At 58.3% G+C, this 17,607-nt stretch carries 14 protein-coding genes; 5 read left to right on the forward strand and 9 right to left on the reverse strand.

All coding sequences use genetic code 11. From position 1 onward, the window contains the following. Positions 1 to 4: 4 nt before the first annotated feature. The 6 genes from aat to ACQ6S1_RS01965 all read right to left on the reverse strand — a co-directional run bounded on the left by aat (position 5) and on the right by ACQ6S1_RS01965 (position 5,289). Positions 5 to 682, reverse strand: coding sequence for a leucyl/phenylalanyl-tRNA--protein transferase (aat, locus tag ACQ6S1_RS01940; protein WP_445039481.1), 678 nt, complete (start codon positions 680 to 682; stop codon positions 5 to 7). A 58-nt stretch (positions 683 to 740) separates the two neighbouring features. Continuing rightward, positions 741 to 2,093: an acetyl-CoA carboxylase biotin carboxylase subunit gene (accC, locus tag ACQ6S1_RS01945; RefSeq protein ID WP_445039482.1), complete on the reverse strand. Its 1,353-nt coding sequence runs from the start codon at positions 2,091 to 2,093 to the stop codon at positions 741 to 743. Between the two features lie 13 nt (positions 2,094 to 2,106). After that, complete coding sequence (accB, locus tag ACQ6S1_RS01950) at positions 2,107 to 2,556, reverse strand: acetyl-CoA carboxylase biotin carboxyl carrier protein (protein WP_445039483.1); 450 nt, start codon at positions 2,554 to 2,556, stop codon at positions 2,107 to 2,109. Positions 2,557 to 2,579: 23 nt separating this feature from the next. Continuing rightward, positions 2,580 to 3,029, reverse strand: a complete 450-nt coding sequence (aroQ, locus tag ACQ6S1_RS01955) for a type II 3-dehydroquinate dehydratase (RefSeq protein WP_445039484.1) — start codon at positions 3,027 to 3,029, stop codon at positions 2,580 to 2,582. Positions 3,030 to 3,136: 107 nt separating this feature from the next. Further along, positions 3,137 to 3,823: a DsbA family protein gene (locus ACQ6S1_RS01960; RefSeq protein ID WP_445039485.1), complete on the reverse strand. Its 687-nt coding sequence runs from the start codon at positions 3,821 to 3,823 to the stop codon at positions 3,137 to 3,139. 149 nt (positions 3,824 to 3,972) lie between these two features. Further along, positions 3,973 to 5,289, reverse strand: a complete 1,317-nt coding sequence (locus ACQ6S1_RS01965; RefSeq protein ID WP_445039486.1) for a M48 family metalloprotease — start codon at positions 5,287 to 5,289, stop codon at positions 3,973 to 3,975. A 152-nt stretch (positions 5,290 to 5,441) separates the two neighbouring features. Here ACQ6S1_RS01965 and ACQ6S1_RS01970 point away from each other — a divergent pair, with 152 nt between their 5' ends. Beyond that, positions 5,442 to 6,626, forward strand: coding sequence for a pyridoxal phosphate-dependent aminotransferase (locus ACQ6S1_RS01970; protein ID WP_445039487.1), 1,185 nt, complete (start codon positions 5,442 to 5,444; stop codon positions 6,624 to 6,626). 46 nt (positions 6,627 to 6,672) lie between these two features. On the opposite strand, the gene ACQ6S1_RS01975 is transcribed toward ACQ6S1_RS01970, so the two are convergent. Then, positions 6,673 to 9,378 carry an Rne/Rng family ribonuclease gene (locus ACQ6S1_RS01975; RefSeq protein WP_445039488.1) on the reverse strand — a complete coding sequence of 902 codons (2,706 nt, stop codon included), beginning with the start codon at positions 9,376 to 9,378 and terminating at the stop codon, positions 6,673 to 6,675. Between the two features lie 536 nt (positions 9,379 to 9,914). On the opposite strand from ACQ6S1_RS01975, the gene ACQ6S1_RS01980 reads away from it, so the two are divergent. The 4 genes from ACQ6S1_RS01980 to prfB all read left to right on the forward strand — a co-directional run bounded on the left by ACQ6S1_RS01980 (position 9,915) and on the right by prfB (position 15,847). Continuing rightward, entirely contained in the window at positions 9,915 to 11,114 is a 1,200-nt protein-coding gene (locus tag ACQ6S1_RS01980; protein WP_445039489.1) for an N-acetylmuramoyl-L-alanine amidase, read from the forward strand. 113 nt (positions 11,115 to 11,227) lie between these two features. Continuing rightward, entirely contained in the window at positions 11,228 to 13,687 is a 2,460-nt protein-coding gene (locus tag ACQ6S1_RS01985; RefSeq protein WP_445039490.1) for a penicillin-binding protein 1A, read from the forward strand. A 37-nt stretch (positions 13,688 to 13,724) separates the two neighbouring features. Further along, on the forward strand, positions 13,725 to 14,645 hold the full coding sequence (locus ACQ6S1_RS01990) for a DMT family transporter (RefSeq protein WP_445039491.1): 921 nt from the start codon (positions 13,725 to 13,727) through the stop codon (positions 14,643 to 14,645). A 70-nt stretch (positions 14,646 to 14,715) separates the two neighbouring features. Next, positions 14,716 to 15,847, forward strand: a protein-coding gene (prfB, locus tag ACQ6S1_RS01995; RefSeq protein WP_445039492.1) for a peptide chain release factor 2 whose coding sequence is annotated in 2 segments (ribosomal slippage) — positions 14,716 to 14,784 and positions 14,786 to 15,847 — 1,131 coding nt in all. Because the reading frame shifts where the segments join, the coding sequence is not laid out codon by codon here. 8 nt (positions 15,848 to 15,855) lie between these two features. On the opposite strand, the gene ACQ6S1_RS02000 is transcribed toward prfB, so the two are convergent. Together ACQ6S1_RS02000 and bcp are read right to left on the reverse strand one after the other, a co-directional pair. Continuing rightward, positions 15,856 to 16,971 (reverse strand): peptidoglycan DD-metalloendopeptidase family protein, encoded by a 1,116-nt coding sequence (locus ACQ6S1_RS02000; RefSeq protein ID WP_445039493.1) that lies wholly within the window; start codon positions 16,969 to 16,971, stop codon positions 15,856 to 15,858. A gap of 66 nt (positions 16,972 to 17,037) precedes the next feature. After that, the gene (bcp, locus tag ACQ6S1_RS02005; RefSeq protein WP_445039494.1) at positions 17,038 to 17,505 is read right to left on the reverse strand and encodes a thioredoxin-dependent thiol peroxidase; all 468 of its coding nucleotides are present in this window, start codon (positions 17,503 to 17,505) and stop codon (positions 17,038 to 17,040) included. Positions 17,506 to 17,607 lie beyond the last annotated feature (102 nt).

Raw genomic sequence — 17,607 nt, forward strand, 5'->3', positions numbered from 1 at the left:
GGCCTTATAATCCCGCGCTCAACGTTTCGAGCGCCTTGGTGCCACTGACGTTCTCGCACTTTGGCCAAACCCAGAAATTGGCTGGCTGGGAGATCGCCAGCCCGAGCAGAGCCATATAATCGTTCCGCGGCACTTCAATCGCACCAAACGAGCGTAGATGCTCCGTGACGAATTGCGTGTCGAGAAGCGTGAATCCACCTGCGCGCAATCGGGCGGCCAGATGGACCAGTGCAACCTTTGACGCGTCCCGGGAGCGGTGAAACATGCTCTCGCCGAAGAACGCCGCGCCCAGCCCAACACCGTAAAGCCCGCCGACCAGAGCGCCGTGCTGGTAGGCTTCGACCGTATGGCAATGTCCGAGAAGGAACAATTCTCGATACATCTCCCGGATACGGCGATTGATCCAGGTCGTCTCGCGGCCGTCTGACGGGGCGGCACAGCCGTCAAGAACTGCCTCGAAATCATGGTCGACGCGGATTTCGAAACTATCGGATCGGATCGTTCGCGCGAGGCGGGAGGAGATGCGAAGGCTATTCAGGGGGATAACTCCCCTCAGGTCCGGTTCGACCCAGAATAGGCCGGGGTCTTCCGCGCCTTCCGACATCGGAAAGATGCCGCACGCATACGCGTTCAGTAAAACCTCCGGAGTGATCTCCACGATGGTGTCGTCGGCACGTGTCATGCGGGCAAGCTCAACCGTGCAAATGTTAGACGAAGATAAGTGCTCCGTGGTGAGCCTGTTACGTATCCATCAAACCATCGGCTAGGCGCGTCTCAAGCCAGTGGATGTCATAATGGCCGTATTGGATGTAGGGATCCCGCACCAAGGTCCGAAACAAGGGCAGGGTCGTTTCCACGCCGTCGACCACATATTCGTCCAGAGCCCGCCTTAACCGCATCATGCATTCGGTGCGGCTTTTCCCATGGACGATCAGCTTGCCGACGAGGCTGTCGTAAAATGGCGGGATCGAATAGCCCTGATAAGCATGGGAGTCGACGCGCACACCCAGACCGCCAGGCACATGCCATTGCGTTATGCGGCCCGGTGAAGGACGGAAATGGACCGGGTTTTCCGCGTTGATGCGGCATTCGATGGCATGGCCGCGCAGGATGACATCGTCCTGGGTGAAGGAAAGCTCGGCGCCGCCTGCGATCCGGATCTGTTCATTGACGAGATCGATGCCGGTGATCATCTCCGTCACCGGATGCTCGACTTGGATGCGCGTGTTCATCTCTATGAAATAGAACTCGCCGTTCTCGTAGAGGAACTCAATAGTTCCTACTCCGAGATATTGCATCTCGGCCATCGCATTCGCGACAATCGTGCCAATCCGCTCACGCTCCTCGGCATTCAGGGCCGGTGAGGGAGCTTCTTCCCAAACCTTCTGATGCCGGCGCTGGAGAGAGCAATCCCTTTCACCGAGATGCACCGCCTTGCCGCGACCATCTCCAATGACCTGAACTTCTATGTGCCGCGGCTTCTCGAGATATTTCTCGATATAGACGGCATCGTCGCCAAAATTTGCCTTGGCCTCACTACGGGCGGTCGAGAGCAGGACCGAAAGCTCGTCCGGGCCGCGAACCACTTTCATGCCCTTTCCGCCACCACCGGAGGCCGCCTTGATAATGACCGGAAAACCGATCTCCTGGGCAACCCGTAATGCCTCGGTATCGTCTGAGACGCCTCCCTCCGAGCCCGGGACACACGGAATGCCGAGACGCTTTGCGGTGCGTTTCGCCTCGATCTTGTCGCCCATACTGCGAATGTGCTCGGCCTTCGGCCCGATGAAGACTATGCCGTGATCGTTCAAAATCTCGGCGAACCGCGCATTCTCCGACAGAAATCCATAGCCTGGATGCACGGCGTCTGCGCCGGTGATCTCGCAGGCAGCCAGCAATTGCGAAACGTTAAGATAGGAATCGCGCGCCGCAGGCGGTCCGATGCATACGCTCTCATCGGCCAGCTTGACGTGCATGCTCTCCGCGTCGGCCGTGGAGTGCACGGCAACGGTCGCGATGCCAAGCTCCTTGCAGGCACGAAGCACCCTGAGGGCGATCTCGCCGCGATTGGCGATGAGAACCTTATCGAACATCAGAAACCCGATCTTACTCGACGACGACGAGAGGCTGGCCGAATTCCACCGGTTGGCCATCTTCGAACAGGATTTCCTTGACGCGCCCAGCCTTGGCCGCAGGAATGGCGTTCATGGTTTTCATCGCTTCGATGATGAGCAAGGTCTGTCCCTGACGCACGTCGCTCCCCACCTCGATGAACGGCTTAGCCCCCGGTTCGGGCGCCCGGTAGGCCGTGCCTACCATCGGCGATGCCACGGCCCCGACACTCAAGGATTTGGTCTCCGAAGCAGCCGGCGCCGCAGCCGATGCAGCAGGAGCTGAAGCCGTGTAGACAGGCGCCGATATCGAGATGTTTCTCGCAACCCGAACCCGCAAATCGTCGCTCTCGATTTCGATCTCTGAAAGATCGGTCTCCTTCAGAAGATGTGCGAGTTCGCGGATAAGATCGTGATCGATGCTGTGTTTGACGTCCTTGGACATGGATCTTCTTTTCTTTCAGTGTCTTAGGCGCGTCCGGGTCCGACGAGTCGGGCGAGGCCTTGAAGAGCGAGTTCATATCCGATCGCGCCGAAACCCATGACGATGGAGCGTGCGGCCGACGAAACATAAGAATGGTGGCGAAACGGTTCCCGTTTGTGAATGTTCGACAAGTGAACCTCGACAACAGGAATTCCTGACGCGAGCAGGGCGTCGAGAATGGCAACCGACGTATGGCCGTATCCAGCCGGATTGATGATAATCCCCTGCGCGTTCAGCCTCGCATCCTGGATCCAATCGACAAGCACGCCTTCGTGGTTCGACTGGCGAAAATCCACGGCTAATTCTAGGGTTTGTGCGAGGTTTTGGAGGCGGCCTTCGATATCCTCAAGCGTGTCGCTGCCGTAGATATGCGGCTCACGCTGACCAAGAAGATTGAGGTTCGGACCGTTCAAAACGAAAATGGTTGCCGTCATAGGTTACGGATTCCGAAATCGATCTCGGCCAAGGAAGTGGCCCTTATAAGGATGCTTGGTCGAGCGGGAAAGGAAAATGCTCTCCCGGTCGCCCAGACCGCCCGCGCTCAGGGACATTCCGTTTTTCCGCAAGTACGTACATTGCCTATGAGGCCTTGTAGAGCGGGTAGCCCTACAGCACCGGGGATCACCTTGTCAGCGATGACATAGGTGGGCGTTCCGTCGATCCCGAGTTGGCCCGCCAACTGGTGAGCTTCCAGCAGCGGATTATCGATATCCGGCCCAGCGAGCACTGCGGACAAGCGTTTCATATCGAGGCCGAGCTTCCGTGCGGTCTCAAGGGCTGAATTGCCGTCGGCTGTTTCCTCGGACGAGAGCAAAGCACGATGGAATTCCCGGTATTTGTCGGGCGCCTGCTCATGCACCGCGACGGCAACACGCGCGGCGTCCCTCGAGCCTTCGCTGAGCACGGGAAATTCCTTAAGCACAAGCCTAAGCTTCGGATCGCTGTCGAGCAGCTCCTCGGTATCAGCAAGGGACTTGCGACAATAGCCGCAATTATAATCGAAAAACTCAACCAAAGTGACGTCACCGTCGGGGTTGCCGAGTACCACCTGGTTCGGAGAATTATAGATCGTCTTGCGTTGCTCATCGAAAATTTGCGCGCGCTGCGCCGTCATGTCGGCCTGATCCCGCTCCTGCAATTTGCTCATCATCTCCCGAAGAATGCCGGGATTCTTCAGAAGATAATCACGAACGACGCCCTCGATCGCCTGTCGCTGGATGTTGTCCATCGGGGGGGGGGGGGGCTCAGCTCGAAGCAAGCCGGCGGATCCAAGAGACACTGCGCCTACCAAGGCTGCGGCGAACACACGAGAAGTTTGAGAAAAGCGCACGGTGTTTCCTTGAGAGAACCGACGGGAATAGACCTTCAGCAAGGTTATCAATTCAGCTTCGATTGGCGATAATTGATGATGTCATCCGCGCGGAGCCAACCCGGCGAGCCGGTGGAGAAACGGGTCTTCGCACGAGCCGCCAAACTTTTCGCAAGGCCCACATCGCCCGTGTGGAAAGCGGCCTGCGCCGAAGCCAAATCAGCTTCTGCGTTTTGCCCCTTGCGTCCATAGATCATTGCAAGGCTGCGATAGGCGCTTGCTGATGTCGTCTCGCGACCGAGACCTTGGCGAAGTTCGTTAATGGCAGAATCTGCGAGTGCTGGATCGCCACTGTCCACCAGCGCCTGGCCAAGCAGAATACGGATGAGACCCGATTCAGGCTTTAGCGAGACAGCCTTGCGGAGCGGTGCGATAGCCGCTTTCGCTCGTCCACCTTCGAGAAGCGATTGGCCCTTTAACTCCCAGAAATAGGGATTTGCAGGTTGCTGCGCGATCAGGGCATCGATCGCCCGCTGTGCAACATCCAGATTCCCGAACCGATAGGTTGAAACCGCACGCGCGTACTGAGCGGGAAGGCTGGTATCAGATTTTGGGTAGGTCTGTGCCACCGATGCGGCCGGTTTCATAAAGCCGATGATCTTTGCGCGCGCCATATCGTGTCGGCGCTGCAGGGCAGGCGGGTCGGACGAATTGAAATTAGGACCCGTTTTCGCGATGCGCTCAAGAAGGGCAATACGTTCCGTGGGCATCGGATGCGTTACCGCATAAGGATCCATGAAGCGTGCGGAGAACATGCTTTTGTCGGCGAAGCCGCGGAACACTTCCAGCATCCCCTTGGCCGATTGTCCTGTTTTTGTGAGATAGGTCACAGCGGCCTGATCGGCGGCCTGTTCCTGACTACGGACGTAAGAGAGCAGATCGCGCCGAATGATCTCGTTAGGAGCTGTGGCAGCGGCGCGCGCAGCACCAGCTATTGTGTCACCACCGGCGCCTGCACTGGCACCGGCCGCAACAGCAGCGGCACCCAAGAGCATGACGATGACGGCGCGAGATTGGGCGGCGTCTACCTTTTGCCTGAGCGCGCTTAGGTGACCGCCGGAAATGTGGCCGATTTCATGCGCCAAAACACCGATGAGTTGATTCGGTGTTTTGCTCTCAACAATGGCGCCGAGGTTAATGAAGATGCGGCGGCCGCCTGCGACAAATGCGTTGAAGCCGAAATCCCGGATCAGGACGATCTGCACGGCGCCGGGATCGACTTTAGCTGCCCGCATGAGCGGTGTCGCATAATCCCTCATGAGATCTTCGATCTCAGCATCCCGCACGGGCGACAGTTTTCCTCCCTCCTGAGCGTAAGCAGGCATGCCTAAAGCGCTTATCGCCATCGACAACGTAACGCTCGCAGCCAGCACTCGATTGCTGAGCGATCGGGAAGAGCGATACTTGCGGGGGGGTGCAAGAAACGACATGAGGCGGCGATGCACTATAAGGATGGCACAAAAGGGGCATGACAATCATGAGCGATCGCCAGCAGAAGGCACATAGGCTGATTCACGCCCGCCGCGCTGAAGTCGCTCCATTTATTGCGATGGATGTTGCATCAGCTGCAAGCCGAATGGAACAGCGCGGGCGGCGCGTTGTGCATATGGAAATCGGCGAGCCGGGCGCTCAGGCCCCCTTGGCTGCACGCGAGGCGGCAATCCGCTACATATCGCAGAAGCCTGTCGGATATACGAGTGCGATGGGTCTACTCAGCCTGCGCGAGCGGATCGCGCGGCATTATAGCGAAACCCATGGGATAAGTGTTTCCCCGAGTCGAATTGCGGTCACGACAGGCTCCTCCTGCGGATTTGTCCTGGCCTTTCTGTCTCTGTTTGATCCGGGGCAGCGCATAGCGATCGCATCACCCGGATATCCACCTTACAGGACAATCCTACAATCGCTCGGCTTGATTCCGGTGGAGATCGAGGTCGGACCGGACAGCCGATGGGTACTTTCGGGGCCAGCCATCGCCGCGGCACACTCAGAGAACGCCTTGGACGGCGTATTGATCATGAGCCCGGCCAACCCTAGTGGCACGATAATCGACGAACGCTCTCTTGCCGATATCGTGGAAACTTGCAACTGCCTGGGCATCCGGTTGATCTCGGACGAAATCTATCACGGACTGACCTATGCTCTGGCCGCCCACACCGCGCTGAAATTTTCTCCGGATGCCGTTATCGTAAACAGCTTCTCTAAGTATTGGTGCATGACCGGGTGGCGTGTCGGTTGGATCATTGTTCCGGATGAGCTGGCCCGTCCGATAGAGCGATTGGCGCAAAATCTCTTCATATCCGCACCCACGATCTCGCAGGTTGCTGCCGAAGCGGCCATGGATGCAGATGATGAGCTGGCAAAAATCCATGCCTCATATGCGCGGAACCGACAGCGCCTTCTGGACGAATTGCCGGCGGCCGGTTTTACCCATTTTCTGCCTGCGGATGGCGCGTTTTACCTCTACGCAGATATTAGCCATCTCACGAACGACAGTACGACGTTCGCACGCTCTCTTCTGGATGAGACAGGCGTTGCGGCAACCCCAGGCGTCGACTTTGACCGTGAGCGAGGACATCGCTTCTTGCGGCTATCTTACGCGGGCAGTGAAGCCGACATCGATCTAGCGATCTCGCAGATCATCAATTGGCGGCGATCCGCGTAATACGGATTGAAAGGCGTTCCGAACTTGGTCCGGAACGCCCGACATTTCAGCCTCGGAGCCGGTTCCACCAACCGGTTCGGCGCGGCTGCGCCGGATCGGCCGCTGTCGATTCTGGGATAGCGCGCTTCGGCGCTTCCTGAATCGGGGCAGCAGCAGCACTTTCCCGCTCGACTGGCGCATCCGAAGCTACAGCCTGGCTGATCACCTCAGGCTCCAGACCGGGTTCTTCCGCTGAACTTGGCTCAGGTTCTACAGCCGACGATGAAGTTTCCGTCACTTCGCCCTGTCGAACCGAATCCGGGATATCGCTTGCGCCAGACTGTTTATCGTCTGTGCGATCCGCCGTGTTTTCGTCAGCAGCCGCGCTGCGACCGCGTCGCCCCCCTCGACGGCCCCTCCGCCGAGACTTCGGAGCCTCATCGGTTTCTTCTCCTTCTGACGCTATCGAAGCGGCCGCGGAGGATTCCGATGTTGCTTCGTCGATCAATATCTCGACCGCTCCGGTGGAGGCTGCACGATCAGACGCTTCACCTGCTGCAGGTGCATCTGCGACGGAGTTTTGGTCGTCTGATGTATTTTCGTCAGTCTGGCTGTCGCGTTCACCGCGGCCACGCCGCCGCCGACGGCGACGCTTGCGCCGTCCGTTTTCGCCGCCTTCGTCATCAGATTCATCGCCAGTGGCCGGTTCTGCTGAGGAGTTTTCGACATCTTCCACGACAGCGTCTTCGCCGTTTTCAATCGCGTCGTCCTCTTCAACATCCACGATATCGGGCGCCGACAACTGGACAGGGCGCGGATTTGCCGCTGGCTCGCCGCGCTGGATGACGCAATGTTCGTGGATAGCAAGATGATCGTCCGCAGCGAATTCGACCTCGATACCAAAGCGGGTCTCGATATCGCGCAAATGGGCGCGCTTCTGGTTGAAGATGTAAAGAGCGACGGCCGAAGGAGTGCGCACCACGAGGTTATACCCGTTGTTGCGCAGCAGGCTGTCTTCGATCATCCGCAGCACATGCAGGGCGACCGACGGAATGGAGCGAACTCGGCCCGCTCCACCGCAAACGGAACAGACTTCGCTCGAACTCTCAAGAACGCCCGTCCGGATGCGCTGCCGTGACATTTCAAGCAGGCCGAAATGCGAAATGCGTCCGACCTGGATACGTGCGCGGTCGTTCTTCAGGCAATCCTTAAGCTTCTTCTCGACCGCGCGATTGTTGCGGTTCTCCTCCATATCGATGAAATCGACCACGATAAGCCCGGCAAGGTCCCGCAGCCTTAGCTGGCGCGCAACTTCCTCGGCTGCCTCCAGGTTCGTACGAAGAGCGGTATCCTCGATGTTCTGCTCACGCGTGGATCGGCCCGAGTTAACATCGATTGCAACCAGAGCTTCCGTCTGGTTCATCACGAGATAACCGCCCGACTTCAGCGTTACGGTCGAGGAGAACATGGCATCGAGTTGCGCCTCGACTCCATGCTTGGTGAAGATCGGCACCACATCGCGATAGAGCTTCACATTCTTCGCATGGCTCGGCATGAGCATGCGCATGAAGTCTTTTGCCTCACGGAAGGCGGTTTCCCCGGCGACCTGCACGTCGTCGATGTCGCGATTGTAAAGGTCGCGGATGGCGCGCTTCACCAGCGAGCCTTCCTCGTGAACGAGAGCAGGGGCCGTCGACTGAAGGGTTTGTTCCCGTACGGTCTCCCACAGGCGAAGAAGGTATTCAAAGTCGCGCTTGATCTCCGGCTTGGTGCGGTTCGCGCCTGCCGTGCGCAGAATGACACCCATGCCCTCGGGCACTTCAAGATCGCTGGCGATCTCCTTCATCTTCTTCCGGTCGGCCGCATTTGTGACCTTCCGAGAGATGCCGCCGCCCCGCGCCGTGTTGGGCATAAGAACCGAATAACGGCCGGCAAGCGAAAGGTAGGTGGTAAGCGCAGCGCCCTTATTGCCGCGCTCTTCCTTTACGGCCTGAACCAGGAGCACCTGCCGGCGTTTGATCACCTCCTGGATCTTGTACTGACGTGCGCGGCGCTGCTGGTGACGTTCAGGAACTTCTTCCAGAGCCTCATCGTCTCCGCCAAGGGATTCAATCTCTTCCGGTGCCTCATCATCGACATCGATGATCTCTCCGCTCGAAGAGTCTTGGTTGTTGTCGGACAACGAGGAAACCGCAGCGCCTTCGGGAGCGGCCTCTTCTGCAACAGCATTCTCCAGCGAGGTCGGCTCTCCAGCGTCCGCCTCGTTTTTCTGTTCAGACACGTCTGTGCGAGCCTCTGCATCGACCGGCGTGTTCTGGGCGTCGTCGTCTGACGATCCGGCTTCCGACGAGGCGTTTTCCTGTGGGATTTCCTCGCTCACCGTTTCGTCGGCTTGAGCGTCTTTCGCGCGGCTGCGATCACGTCCGCGTCCACGCCGACTACGGCGCTCTTCCGAAGGCGAATTCTCTGAAGTCTCGGATGTGACATCACGCTCTTCTTCATCGAGAAGAGCCTGCCGGTCGGCGAGGGGGATTTGATAATAGTCGGGGTGGATTTCGCTGAAGGCCAGGAAGCCGTGGCGGTTTCCACCATATTCTACGAAGGCAGCCTGAAGCGAAGGTTCAACGCGTATGACCTTGGCAAGGTAGATATTGCCCCTCAGCTGCTTGCGGTTTGCGCTTTCGAAGTCAAACTCTTCAATGCGGCTGCCGCGAACCACCACCACCCGGGTTTCTTCCGGATGAGCGGCATCGATAAGCATTTTGTTGGCCATTTAAAGCTCTCGTCTGTGCAGCCAGGTCGGCAGAATGCACGTGCGGAATGCTGGGCATTCCCGTGCGATCGACGCCGCCGCCGGCGCGATGTTGAAAAAGAGAAATTGGATTACGTCGGAGTATCGTGGGCCGGCCAACCGAGCGTGCGTTCGAAACAGGAAGAACGCTCACCATCTCAGCCATCGGCTCCAAGTTTCTGTTCGCCGCTTGGGCAAACAGGGTCAGGGGCTCTGCGTACGCAAAGGCGTGTCCAGTAGATGCAGCCGACACGCTCAGTCGAGCTCGGGTGACGGCAATAAGCATTTTCCAGAACAACCGCAGGACAATCGCAAATTCGCGACAATCGCACCGATTGCATCACGCAAAATTCAGCATGGAGCTGAAAGCATCGCGAGCCATGATCCTTCATACAGAAATCGGCGTCTTTGACAAGCGGGGTGTGACTGGAATGCCACTTCACCACGCGAACCTCGCAATGAAGGTGTTCTCACCCGGCGTATGTTTGTAAATCCCGATCAGGTTCAGGAGCGCACGCGTGATCGTTCGGTTTGTCCAGTTCGTCCTGTTGATGGGATGCCTCCTCATCCCATCCGGAGCGGTATTGAGCGCGGAACCTATTGTCGCTCAAGCGGCGCGTCTTGAAGGAGATGATGCGCGAACGACACTCGTGGTTGATCTCGCCGCGCGTGTTGAGCCGCAAACCTTTACTCTCGCATCACCCTATCGTGTGGTTGTCGATTTGCCTGATGTGGTCTTCAACACGGCGAGTTCCGTTCCGCAACAAAACGCAAAAGGCCTCGTTTCAGCCTACCGGTACGGATTGATCGCACCCGGCCGATCCCGCGTCGTTCTCGATTCTGAAAAACCCTTGGGAATCGACCGTGTCCGGGTTGAGGAACTAGAATCTGGTGGCGCAAGAGTGAGCCTGGATCTCGTCGCCATCAGCCACGTGGCCTTTATGAAGAATGCCGCCCGTGCGCGTAGCGACAATGAGCGGGTGCCAGCTGAGAAAGTGGAGCCCGCTGAGGGGCGGGAGGCACATAAGCCGCTGATTGCGATCGATCCGGGACATGGCGGCATCGACCCAGGTGCACGGAGCCGCACGGGGGAGCATGAAAAGGATGTCGTCCTCGCCTTCGCGCGGACGTTGAAGCAGAGACTACTCGCGACCGGGCGTTACAGGGTTCTGATGACGCGGGACACCGACACGTTCATTGCCTTAGGCCAGCGGGTCAGGATGGCCCGCGATAATCAGGCGAACCTGTTTTTATCGATTCACGCAGACTCAATCTCCGACACCGCGGGTGTTCGGGGCGCAACGATTTATACGCTGTCCGAACGGGCCAGCGACCGTGAAGCTGAGAGGCTGGCGGAAAAGGAAAATAAAGCGGACCTGATCGCAGGGGTTGATCTCACCGAAGAGCCAGACGAGGTCGCAGGTATACTGATCGATCTGGCGCATCGGGAGACAAAGGTTTTTTCCTCGCGATTCGCCAAAACATTGCATGGGTCGATCGATGGCGCGATGAGGCTGAACAACAATCCTTTACGCTCGGCCGGTTTTACCGTCCTGAGAGCACCGGATGTGCCGTCAGCGTTGCTGGAGCTCGGCTATATGTCCAGCAAGGACGACATCAAGCTCCTGACCTCGCAAAGCTGGCGAGAGCGGGCGTCTCAGGCCGTAGTCAGAGCCGTGGACGATTTTTTTGGCTCCTCATCATCGAGGGCGAATTAGGCCAAACCTCAAATAAATGTGCGCGCCCCACAAAACCCACAAAAGAAAGCCAAGCCGGCTGATATATCTGGGAAATAGGCGCGACGACGCCTGACCATGGGACCTCGTTGTTGATGCGCTTGCTGATCCGCTTTTTCGGCTTCCTGTTTGCCACGGCGACCATTGTCGGTCTCGCCGGTGCGGCTGCTGTGGGTTTCTTCGTTTGGCAACAGGCTCAGGATCTTCCGGAGCATACTGCGCTTCAGAATTACGAACCCCCCGTGATGACGCGCTTGCATGCCGTCGATGGAAGCCTCATTGGCGAATATGCAAACCAGAGACGTCTGTTTCTCCCTATTCAGGCGATCCCGGAATTAGCGATCCATGCCTTCATCTCGGCCGAGGACAAAAATTTCTATCAGCATGGCGGCATCGACTTTACCGGCATCGCGCGCGCCTTGGTTGCCTATGTTGAAAACATTGGCAGCAATCGCCGCCCGCAGGGCGCTTCCACGATTACTCAGCAGGTTGCCAAGAATTTTCTGCTGACCAACGAACTCTCGATGACGCGCAAGATCAAGGAAGCGCTGTTGTCGATGCGGATCGAGCAGACGTTTTCGAAAGACAAGATCCTTGAGCTATATCTGAATGAAATCTATCTCGGCCTCGGAAATTACGGGATCGCGGCAGCGGCTCTAAACTATTTCGATAAGTCAGTGCATGAGTTGACGATCTCGGAGGTGGCATATCTCGCGGCCCTTCCAAAAGCTCCTAACAACTACAATCCCTTTCGGGCCGTCGACCGGGCGATTGAGCGCCGCAATTGGGTCATCGACCGAATGGTTGAGAATGGCTATGTCAACGCGGAAGATGCACGAAAGGCAAAGGACGAGCCTCTCGGCGTGACCGCGCGTTCCGGCACTCCGCATAATTATGCGGCCCCTTATTATGCCGAAGAAGTCCGCCGCGTTCTTTACGAGAAATATGGGGCGAAGGGCCTTTACGAGGGCGGCCTCTCCGTTCGCACGGCTTTGAATCCGCAGCTTCAGGAAATGGCCAAGAAGGCTCTCACGGCAGGACTGGTGAAGTTCGATGAAGCTCGAGGGTGGCGAGGCCCCGTCAAGCACGTCGAACTAGGCGCCGATTGGGGCCCTGCCGTATCCGAGATACCATCGTATGGCGATATTCCCTGGCAGTTGGCGGTGGTCATAGGCGTGCAGGGAAATCAGGCCACGATCGGCCTACAGCCCGGTCGCGAACCTTCCGGAGCCATCAAGGCGGCTCGTGAGACAGGGACGATTCCGGCAGAGGGAATGAAATGGGCGCGCTGGGCGAGCGGGGCCGATAAGCCTGCGGGCGCCAAGGGGCCGCTCCGAGCAGGCGATATCGTCTATGTCGAACCACTGAAGACAAAGAACGCCGAGGCCGGGCAGTACCGGCTGCGACAGCCGCCCGAGGTTTCCGGCGCGCTTGCTGTGATGGACCCTTACACCGGGCGTGTTTTGGCGCTTGTCGGAGGATTTTCCTACGATCAGAGTGAGTTCAACCGGGCAACGCAGGCTCTTCGGCAGCCCGGATCTTCCTTCAAGCCCTACATTTACGCAGCAGCCTTGGAGAACGGTTACACGCCGTCATCTCTTGTTTTGGATGCGCCCATTGAGGTCGCTCAAGGACGCGGGCAGGACGTCTGGCGTCCGGAAAACTATTCCGGAGAGTTCTACGGCCCTCAGACCTTGCGGTTTGGTATCGAGAAGTCCCGGAATGTCATGACCGTTCGGCTGGCTCAAGACATGGGCATGCCGATCATTTCGGAATATGCGCGTCGGTTCGGCGTCTCCGATGATTTGCCGCCCTTCCTGTCAATGGCGCTCGGCGCTGGCGAAACGACACTTCTACGACAGGTCACGGGTTATTCCGTCTTTGCCAATGGCGGGAAAAAAGTCACCGCGTCGTTGATCGACAGAATTCAGGATCGCTACGGCCGCACCATCTACCGCCACGATGAACGTGAGTGTCAGGGCTGCCGGGCAACTGACTGGCGTGGCCAGCAGCCGCCGACCCTGATCGATCATCGCGAGCAGATCCTCGATCCCCTGACGTCCTACCAGATGACGTCGATTATGGAGGGGGTCATCCTTCGAGGCACGGGGACCGCGCTTCGCGAAGTCGGCAAGCCGATCGCAGGAAAAACAGGCACCACTAACGATTACAAGGATGCGTGGTTCGTTGGCTACACGCCGGACCTCGTGGTCGGTGTGTATATCGGCTACGACAAGCCCCGAAATATGGGTAAGAGCGCGACGGGCGGCACACTTGCAGCACCCCTCGTCAGTGACTTCTTGAAGATGGCGCTTGCAGATAAGCCTTCCATACCGTTCCGGGTGCCTCCGGGAATCAAACTGGTTCGGATTAGCCCGGCCACCGGCATGCGCGCAGGACCGGGCGACCAGAAGGTCATCCTCGAAGCCTTCAAACCGGGAACAGCTCCACCCTCGACCTACTCCGTTGTTGGTGGGGATGGGGAGGGGCAATACATCAGCGTGAGTCCTGAAGCCGGGCGTGCGGTCCGTAGTGGGACGGGCGGTCTTTACTAGCGGCCATAATGCGCGGCGCAGCAGAGGGACGTGAAGCGTGAGTGATAAGGCCAGCGCAAGGATTCCTTGGGCAGGCTATGCACTTGCCGCGAGTGGCGCGTTTTTGTTTTCCAGCAAGAGCATCGTCATTAAGCTGGCATACGCCGAAGGTGTGGACCCTGAGACGCTACTCGCGCTGCGAATGGTTCTTGCGCTGCCTTTCTATCTCGTGATCGGCGGCTGGGCGATCCGAACCGCGAAACGTAAAGCCTCGACAAGTCTCAACGAACGTCGGGCCATGGTTCATGCGGCGCTCATAGGCCTGCTTGGCTATTGGTTCGCGAGCTATGGAGATTTCAAAGGCCTTATTTACATCTCAGCCCAGTTCGGCCGGCTGATTTTGTTCACCTATCCATTGTTCGTCGTTCTCCTCGGCGCGATGTTCTTCGGCCAAAAGGTTCGCGCGCGCAGCCTCCTCGCGTTTCTTGTCAGCTATGCCGGGCTTGCATTGATCTTCACACAGGATTTCGCTGAGAACGGCAGTAATGCAATGTTTGGCGTCGTATGGGTCACGGCGGCTGCGCTGGCCTTTGCCCTGTATCAATTGCTAGCGCGCGAGGTGATTGCTTTGCTCGGCGCAGCCTTGTTTACCTGCATCGCAATGAGCAGCGCCTCACTCGCCGCAATCGCCCAATACCTGATTATGCACTCCGTGGAGCTGTTATCGCACCGCGTTCTTTGGCTAGGCTTGGTCTTGGCTATCGGCGCCACGGTGCTACCGTCCTTCCTGATGAACGCTGCACTATCCCGTATCAGCGCTCAGGCGAACGCTACGATCAGCACAATGAGTCCGGTGGGGACGATCTTGCTGGCCGTGCTCGTACTGGGTGAACGTGCGTCTCTGATCGACATGCTCGGCGGCGCGCTCGTCGTCGCAGGCGTGGGGTTCTTCACGCTGGCGAGCCATAAATCAGGTTGAGGCGGTTTACAGCGCTCCCCCCAATCCCTAGTTTCCCGCCACTTTCTCCCAAACCTCGAGAGCATCATTCATGCGCGCCGAGACGGCTAACCTCGTAGAAGAACTCAAGCAGTCAGTCGGGCTGCTGAGGAGGCATCTTTGACTGGGATCAGGCACAATCCCGTCTAAGAGAGCTCAATGCACTGTCTGAAGACCCCACTCTGTGGGATGACGCGGACCGAGCACAAAAACTCATGCGCGAACGCACCGACCTCGAACAAAGGATCGAGGCTATTCTGCGTTTTGATCAAGAGCTTACGGACAACATCGACCTGATCGAGTTAGGCGAGGCAGAGGACGACGAAAGCGTCATCTCCGAGGCAGAATCGGCAATCCGCGGGCTGCGTGATGAGGCCGCGCGTCAGCAGATCGAGACGTTGCTCTCTGGAGAGGCGGACGAGAACGACACCTATGTCGATGTCCATCCTGGAGCCGGCGGCACCGAAAGCCAAGACTGGGCTGAGATGCTGCTGCGCATGTATACGCGCTGGGCGGAGCGTCGGGGCTTCAAAGTTGAGCTCGTTGACCACCAAGCGGGCGACGGCGCGGGCATCAAGTCAGCCACTCTGCTGGTCAAGGGCCGCAATGCCTATGGCTGGTTGAAAACAGAAAGCGGTGTGCACCGGCTGGTGCGTATCTCGCCCTTCGATTCAAACGCCCGACGACAGACCAGTTTCGCGTCGATCGATGTCTTCCCCGTCATCGACGACCGGATCCAGATCGATATCGACGAAAGCCAGGTGCGCGTCGATACCATGCGCTCGGGCGGCGCTGGCGGTCAGCACGTCAACAAAACGGAATCGGCCGTGCGTCTGACGCACATACCGACCGGTATCGCCGTCGTCAGTCAGGGAGATCGCTCGCAGCATAAGAATCGTGCCACGGCGTGGAACATGCTTCGCGCCAAGCTCTATGAAATGGAGTTGAAGAAGCGCGAGGAGGCCGCAGCTGCCGAGCAGGCAGCCCGCACCGACATCGGTTGGGGCCACCAGATTCGGTCTTATGTTTTGCAGCCATATCAGATGGTTAAGGACCTTCGGACGGGTGTGACGTCTACCAGCCCGGGAGATGTGCTGGACGGTGCGCTTGATCCCTATATGGAAGCGGCTCTCGCTCAGCGCGTTTATGGCGGTGGGCCGGACGGTATTGAGGACGTGGACTGAGGAGGAAATCAGTCTAAAAGCGAAGCGGCGGCGAGGTAGCGACCTGGATTTGTCGGCTCGCCATCGCGCCGCACTTCATAGTGCAGATGTGCGCCGGTGGATCGGCCGGTGCTGCCCACACGGCCGATGAGAGTGCCGATGTTTACCGCGTCGCCTTCCTTGACGGCGACGGACGACAGATGCCCGTATCTGGTGGCAAATCCACCGCTATGACGAACCTCTACCATGAGGCCGTAGCCCCCGTTCCAGCCGGCGGAAACGACGGTTCCTGACGCCGTAGCGAGAACGGGTGATCCGGACGGTGCTTTCAGATCTACTCCGGAATGGAACGCCAGCCGCCCCAAAAATGGATCGACGCGGCTTCCATAAGGGCTCGTGACTTCGTCGCTGCGGATAGGAGCCCTTAACGGAAGATGGGCCAATCGAGCCCTCAGATCCTGTTGCTCCTCGATGCTGCTCGAAAGGCGATCCAGCCCGGATGCCGCCTCGCTTGGCGTCTTTCCGAAAAGAGGAATAAAGGGGCCAACCAGCGACGCCTTCACAGGATTCACGTTGAGCAATGGCAGTCCGAGGTCGCGCAGGACATTTTTAATCGCGTGATTTCGCCGCTCGATAACGCTCGAGGCTTCCGCGATGTCCGCTTTCTGTGCGGCTTCGATTCGGTCATAACCGAGGGCGAGTTGCCGCAATTTGTCCTGCACGCTTGCCGACGCGCGGGACAGGCCGGGCTCGGTCATCGCCCTCTTATCGGAGGGCGATCGATCCAGAGCATCGAGCGCCTCCTTTTGCCTTTCGAGCAGCTTCTGGCGCTCGAAGAGTTCCTGGAGTTTCCCTTGGATCTCCTGCTTTTCGACGAGATGCAGGCTTGAGACCCGTTGCAATTCGTCTCGCAGGCGCATCGCCTCTTTCTGGGCATCTCGCCGCAAGGCGCCATCCAAACCGCCAACAATGCCCGCTCCGCGATCCTGGGACAGGGCATAGGTGGTTGCCGCGGCACACCAGCCGATAAGCAACAGGACTCCTGCCGACAATCCAAGTAGTGCGAGCGGGTGCAGATCGAAGCGCAGCCGCGTCCATTGACCAGGCTCGAAGGGCAGGCGGGTGTGGCGGAGAAACGTCATCATGGCTCCCGTGCCAAGCTTGGACGAGCACGGAAGCCATGGTGCCGATTTATGGTTAACGAAACGTGGTCACACCTTCTGCGCGACGGAAAGAACTTCCTGCACGTGGCCCGTGACTTTGACCTTGGGCCAAATTTGGACGATCTTTCCATCGGCGTCGATCAGCAAGGTGGTCCGCTCGACGCCCATGTATTTGCGGCCGTACATGCTCTTTTCAACCCATATGCCATAGGCTTGGAGAACCGATTTCTCCTCGTCGGACGCCAGTTGAAAATCCAGGCTGTGTTTGGTTTTGAACTTGGTGTGGCTCTTCAACGAATCGGGAGAGATTCCGATGATCGTCGTGTTGGCCGCATCAAAGCCTGCGCGGGCCTGATTGAACTCGAGCGCTTCCTGAGTGCAGCCGCTGGTGTCGTCTTTCGGATAGAAATAGAGCACGACCTTGCGCCCCTTAAGGCTCGACAGGCTGATCTCGCCTCCGCCTTCAACAGGGAGGGAGAAATCGGGGGCAGGTGATCCCACCGTCAGCGTCGCCATGTGCCGTCCTTTCGTCGTATTCGTGAAGCCTATGCATCTCGTAACCCGAGATGACGCGGCGCGCACCCGTGCTACACCGGATTGGCCGGTCGGGGACAAGCG

It is taken from the genome of Terrihabitans aquatilis, from assembly GCF_052542005.1.